This window comes from Fretibacterium sp., from assembly GCF_057312375.1.
In genome coordinates this window covers 1-5,446 of the sequence record NZ_DBHLDX010000094.1, presented here as the reverse complement: position 1 = coordinate 5,446, position 5,446 = coordinate 1, and the positions used below count along the sequence as shown (strand labels likewise).

Here is a 5,446-nt window from a genome sequence, read left to right as displayed (position 1 = left end):
CCTATTCAGACGTTGGGGTAAGGCTCGGGGCCTTCCATCCCCCATCGATCCTCGTCCTGTCCGGACAGTAGATGCGCAGGAACAGGTGGAACCCGCCCTGCCCCGTGGGCAGCCAGTTGGCCTTGAGGGGATCCTCGTCCTTTGGAGCCTCGGGCTGGAGCAGCAGTTCCAGCGAGCCGTCCGCGTTATAGGTGACAGGAGTGCGGTCGTTGATGCAGTAGCGGTTCAACGGGTTTGCAATCAAAAAGTCGTCGTCGCCGTAGGCCGTTACCGACCAGAACCCGCCCTCCCGAACCGGCGGCAGCGCCCCCTTCTCGAAGCGCACCTTATAGCGCGTCCCCGCCTTCAGGGCCCGTCCCGACGAGTCCTTGTTCGCGCTGGCGTATATGGCGGCCGATACCGGGTTGGCCCCCAGCCCCCGCCAGGCGACCATCGCGCGGTAGTCGTACTCCGTCCCGAACTCGGCGATCGGCGCACCGAGGTACTGCCATGGCCCCCAATGCACGAGGAACCTCTGGCTGTTTGCGATGACCCGCGCCTGGACCCTCTTGATCATCGCCCGCCACGCCGCGTCCCGATCCTGCGCATTTGCTCCCAGCACCGCGGGATCGAACCGGAGACCGGGCCCTACCCCCAGCGCACGAAGCTCCTCCAGGAGGGGCCCATCGCCGGGGAGCGGAGGATTGTCCCGCATCAGGGCATTGGCCTCGCCGAAGAATTGCTCGGGCGTCATCCTCAAAACGTAGTCCACGGGGACCGCGTCGTCGTACCGGGGATCGTGGGTCCCCTTTGGGGGGACATAGTCTCCGCCCCGGAGATAGTCGGCCAGTGGCAGCAGCCTCATCCGCTTCTGAAGGGTCCGGACGTTTTCCAGGTCGTCCCCGCCCCGGCACAGGGTGCGCCCGATGATCCAGCCGAGGTTCCCGGAGAAGCGAAAGGGCGTCATCCCCACCGGAACGATCGTTTTGTCGTCCGACCGCATCAACAGGCAAACCTGCTCTCCGGACGTGCCCTCCCTGCCCCCCGTGCCGGCAATACCCACGCTGTTCGTCCAGGCGTCCAGGAACTGCGCCGAGCAGTAGCGGTCTGCGGCCGGCTTGACGAACACCAGAGGGCCGCCCTTCAGGTCGATGAACGCTTGAGAGTAGAGCGTATCGACGTTCGGCGTGACGACGTCCTTGAAGTCCGGCCCAGCCAACCTCTGCGCGTGACGCAGCTGGTTCACGGGCACCTTTGCGGAGGTGGCCTCGACGACGTTCGTCGCCACCCTCTGGGACACGGACATCATGACCAGCGGATAGCAGTAGACGTAGGCGTCGTCGAGCGTCGCCGCGGAGCCGGACTCGTGCCTGTCGCCCCCACCGCCGCACCCCCCCAGGAGAAACAGCAGCAGGGCTATGACTGCGGCCAGGGGCAAAACGCCCCCGCCGCTCTTTCCTCTCCCTTTACTCACGAACACGATCTTTTCTCCCCTTTCGACGGACGCCGAGACCCGGGGCCCCGCGTCATTCAATGTCGACCCCCATGTCCCGGAAGATCTCCAGCACCTCGTCAAGGCTGTGATAGCCAACCTCCTGACGAACGACATCGCCGTTGTCGTCCAGAAAGAGGAGGGCGGGGAGGTAGGTCACGTTGTACTCCTTAACGAGCTCGGGATACTCGTCCACGTCCACCGCTTCCGCTGCCAGCCTGCCCTTATACCGGTCATTGATCGCATCCAAAACCTTGGACATCTGTTTGCAGGCCGGTCAACCGGCCCCGGACAGGGATACCAGAGTCGGCAAGTCCTTTCCCTCGGCATGAACGGGACAAAAAATGAAAGCCAAAAAAAGGAAAATCGACACAAGCACTGTTCTCATTACCGAACCCTTCCTTTCGTTTCTAAAGAATGTGTTCCTTTCGCTTTCAGCAGGAACGCTCCAAGGAGAGCCAAGGCCAATCCACTGACACCCGCGTCGCACCCGCCGCTGCTCTTACTGTCGCCGGGCGCGGGAGGATCCTTCGGATCGTTCGTGTCCCCGCGGGGCCAGTGGAGGCTCACGCCCTTGTCCCCGACGAGGTCGACGGCCAGGGTTCCCTCGCGCATCTTGCTCGGCGACACGATAAACGAGAGGCTGCGCTCGGTGTTCGGGAAGATCGCCGGGATGGTCCGCGTCGCAACGCGGCTCCGGCTGCCGTCGTTTTTGATCCGGCTCACCGTCATGTTCAGGTTCGTCAGCGTCTCGGAGCCGCTGTACCGAATGGTGGCGTGGGCGCGGAAGTCCTCGGTCTGTTTCAGGAGCTCCGCGCGGAACTCCTGAAGCGTCAGCTGCGTGCGCGTGTCGTCCGACCGGATGGGCTTGAAGGTCATGCTGAAGTCCCCCTCCGTCGCGACTGCACGAACCACCTGGCCGGACACGACCGCCAGGCCCGCGGCAGCCTTCGGCTCCTCGGCCAGCACGGCGATCGGATAGCGGCCGACGTTGTTGCCGCCCGGCTCCCCCGGATAGCTCCATTCCTCGTGAAGCTCGTCGAGCTTGTTGTCCGGGTCCACGGCGAAGTAGAGGTCGTAGTTGCCGGGGGCGAGGTCGTTCGGAACGGTCCACGTGAACGAGGCGGTCGCCTTGTTGACCTCCGCGCCCTGCGTCCAGCCTCCAAGCCGAACGATCTGCCGGTCCAGCGTCCGCAGGTCCGCGTCCCCGCCCTGAGCGCGAAGGCGCATCTCGACCTCGACGCCGCCGGCGTCCTTGAAGCTGGCGTTGTAGAGCGGGAGCCGAACCTCGTACTGTCCGCCGCGGACGAGGGCCGACGTCGCCCACTTCTTGAGGACGACGTCCCAGAACCCGATTCCGCGCACCTGCGTCGCCGAGAGCCTGTCCTCGTTGGCGGACCAGACCACCCGAGTCGTTCCGCTCTCGGACAACTGGACGCGGCGGTTGTAGCGCGCCGGCAGGACGAGCGCGGGGTCGGGCTTGTCCGCGTAGAGGCTGCCCGGCGTGTTCCGCCAGACCAGCGCGTTGCTGTCGGCCAGGTCCACCCCGAAGGCCACCTTCATCACGCCGGCGGCGTCGGCGTAGAGCTGGGTCTCGATGAGGTGCTTGACGTAACTGGAGTTGAACGGGAGCTGCGCGTTGTTGAGGGTCACGGTGAACTTCTCGGACTCCTGATACGTCTTGGTGAAGGTCTCGGTGTTCGTCAGCTCGTTGGAATAGCCGACCGTGCTCGTGACCCCGACGCTGAAGACTTTCGGCGCGCCGAGCGAGACGTTGAGCGAGCCGTTCGCCGCCTTCTTCGACTTGGTGGTGAGACCGGACACGTCGGTCGTCACCTGAGAGACCGCGAGGTCCAGCACCGTCTTGCCGCCGACGGTCGAGTTCAGCCTGTTCGACAGCACCTGCTGCAGTTCACCGTAATACGGGGTGTTCTCGACCTTCGTCGGATACGAGAAGAGGTTGCCCTCCTCGTGGATGGGGTTGTAGTCGTCGAACTGCGAGCTCTGGCCGGCGTCGCCCTGGACGATCGTCGGCGCGTCGCAGAGCGAGAAGGTCATGAACCGATCCCCGTTGAGCTTCTCCCCCTCCTCGAGCGGCGCGTCCGGAGCCTGAGGCGCGGGGCCGAGGACCGGGTAGCGCCACACGTGCCGGTCGGTCTTGTACAGGACGACGTTGTCCGATCCGTCCGTGACGCTGGTGATGGTCGTCGCGACCGTCGCCTGGGAGCTGTTGGCCGCGTTCTCGACCCTTGCCGACGTGTCCTTGTAGCCGCCCGAGGCGTTGGCTCCGATCAGCTTGTACCGCCCTCCGACGGACGCATTGACCCCCCACTCCAGCGCGCTGGTCGCGCTGAACGACGTGTCGGCCTTGCTGCTCTCGGTCTGGCTCTTCGAGTACGCGACGGACGAGCCCATCCAGGACAGGTTCATCACGGACTTCTTCTCCGGCCGGACGCCGTTGACCTCGAACGGGGCCTGGATGTAGTCCACGTGGTAGGGGGGCGTCTGAATCTCCGCGGCGTAGCTGCGCTCGCCCTCAAAGACCAGGTGCGTCGGTTCGCCCAGGGCCATGGACTCGCCGTAGAAGTCGCCGGGCAGGAGCACCGCGGCGCGCCCCGCGCCGCCTTGCGCGTGAAGAACGGGCGAGGAAAGGCCCGTGAGGCTGCCGCCCGAGATCTCGGGCGACAGGTACCACACCCTGTCGCCGGTGAAGTAATCGCTCGACCGTTTGTCCGTATCGTCGCCCTGAGAGAGCGAGAAGAACACCTTTCGGAGCGGGGCCCCCCGCTCGGACGTTCCTCCCAGGGGCACGAGCGCGAGCGACGCGCTGCGGAGCAGGCAGCTGCACTCCGCCCTGTCCACGCCGCCGACCCCGCCATATCCGGCGAGGGTCTGTCCCGTTTTGCGCCAGAATCTCCGCGCGGGCTTCAGAGCGCCGTCCGTTCCCCACACCGAGACCTGGAGCTCTCCGCCGCTGCCCCCATACTTCGCGGACAGGAAGACGATCTCGTCCTTCCCGTCGCCGTCCAGGTCGCCGGCAGAAGCGATCATCCCGTAGTGCGGGACGTACACCAGCGTCCACGACGTGCCGCCCACCCGCTGAGCCTTATCGTTCAGCCGCGTCTCGGAACCACTGAACCCGGAGCCGTTCCACCCGTACGTCCGAACGGTCGGGTAGGCGTCGTCGCCGTCTTTGTCGGCGTAGACCGCCGCAAGCTCCGTCTTCCCGTCGCCGTTGAAGTCCCCGGCCACCACGTCGCAGCCGTCGACCTTCTCGCCCTTGCCGTCCCGGCTGCCGAGGCCGGTCTCGTATATCGGGGACGCCTCGACGACCCCCGACGCGCGATAGACCTGAAGAAAATAGTTGTTGTCCCTGCCGGTGCGGATGAGGGCGAACTCGTTGGCCTTGCCGTCGTGATCGAGGTCTCCCGCCGCCACGCGAACCGACGGGTAATGGGCGTTCATCGCCCCGAGCTGCCGGGTCTCGACGCGCTTCCCCACGGGGTCGACGAAGGCCAGCCAGGCGGTGTAGGTCTGCTCGTACCCGGGGCGTTTCTTCCCCGACGGGTCCCCGCCCGCCGTGTAGTACGCGACGACGAAGGCCTCGGAGCCGCTCTCGCCGTCGGGGAAGAGCCCGACAGCCGAGTCCGTGACGTAGGGGTACCCGGACGCCTCGATCGTCGTGCTCCAGCCTTTCGCCGCGGCGAGCCCGTCCTTCTCGTCCGGCTTCACCTGCGCGAAGCGGAGGGTGACGCCCTTTTCGTTGGAGGACGGATACATCACGACGAGGGAGCCGTCCGCGGCCCGTTTTTTGCCGACGACCGGGTGAAGGCCGGTGTTGGTGTACCCGCCGTCGTCCCCGAGATCGACCTGAGCTTTCTCGGACGGACTTCCCTTGTCGTCGCCCCGGGTGGGATAAAACCGGAACTTGCCGTCGTTCGCCTTCATGAACTTCAAGAACGATTCCTTCACGAT

Annotated in this window: 3 protein-coding genes; all 3 read right to left on the bottom strand. The window is 65.6% G+C overall.

Going from position 1 to position 5,446, the window contains the following annotated elements; genetic code table 11:
- Position 1: 1 nt before the first annotated feature.
- Positions 2–1,453 carry a DUF1254 domain-containing protein gene (locus ACO41U_RS09825; RefSeq protein ID WP_485943585.1) on the bottom strand — a complete coding sequence of 484 codons (1,452 nt, stop codon included), beginning with the start codon at positions 1,451–1,453 and terminating at the stop codon, positions 2–4.
- 52 nt (positions 1,454–1,505) lie between these two features.
- Positions 1,506–1,733: a thioredoxin family protein gene (locus tag ACO41U_RS09820; protein WP_485943583.1), complete on the bottom strand. Its 228-nt coding sequence runs from the start codon at positions 1,731–1,733 to the stop codon at positions 1,506–1,508.
- A 125-nt stretch (positions 1,734–1,858) separates the two neighbouring features.
- A partial coding sequence (locus ACO41U_RS09815) for a hypothetical protein (RefSeq protein ID WP_485943581.1) occupies positions 1,859–5,446 on the bottom strand: 3,588 nt, incomplete at its 5' end.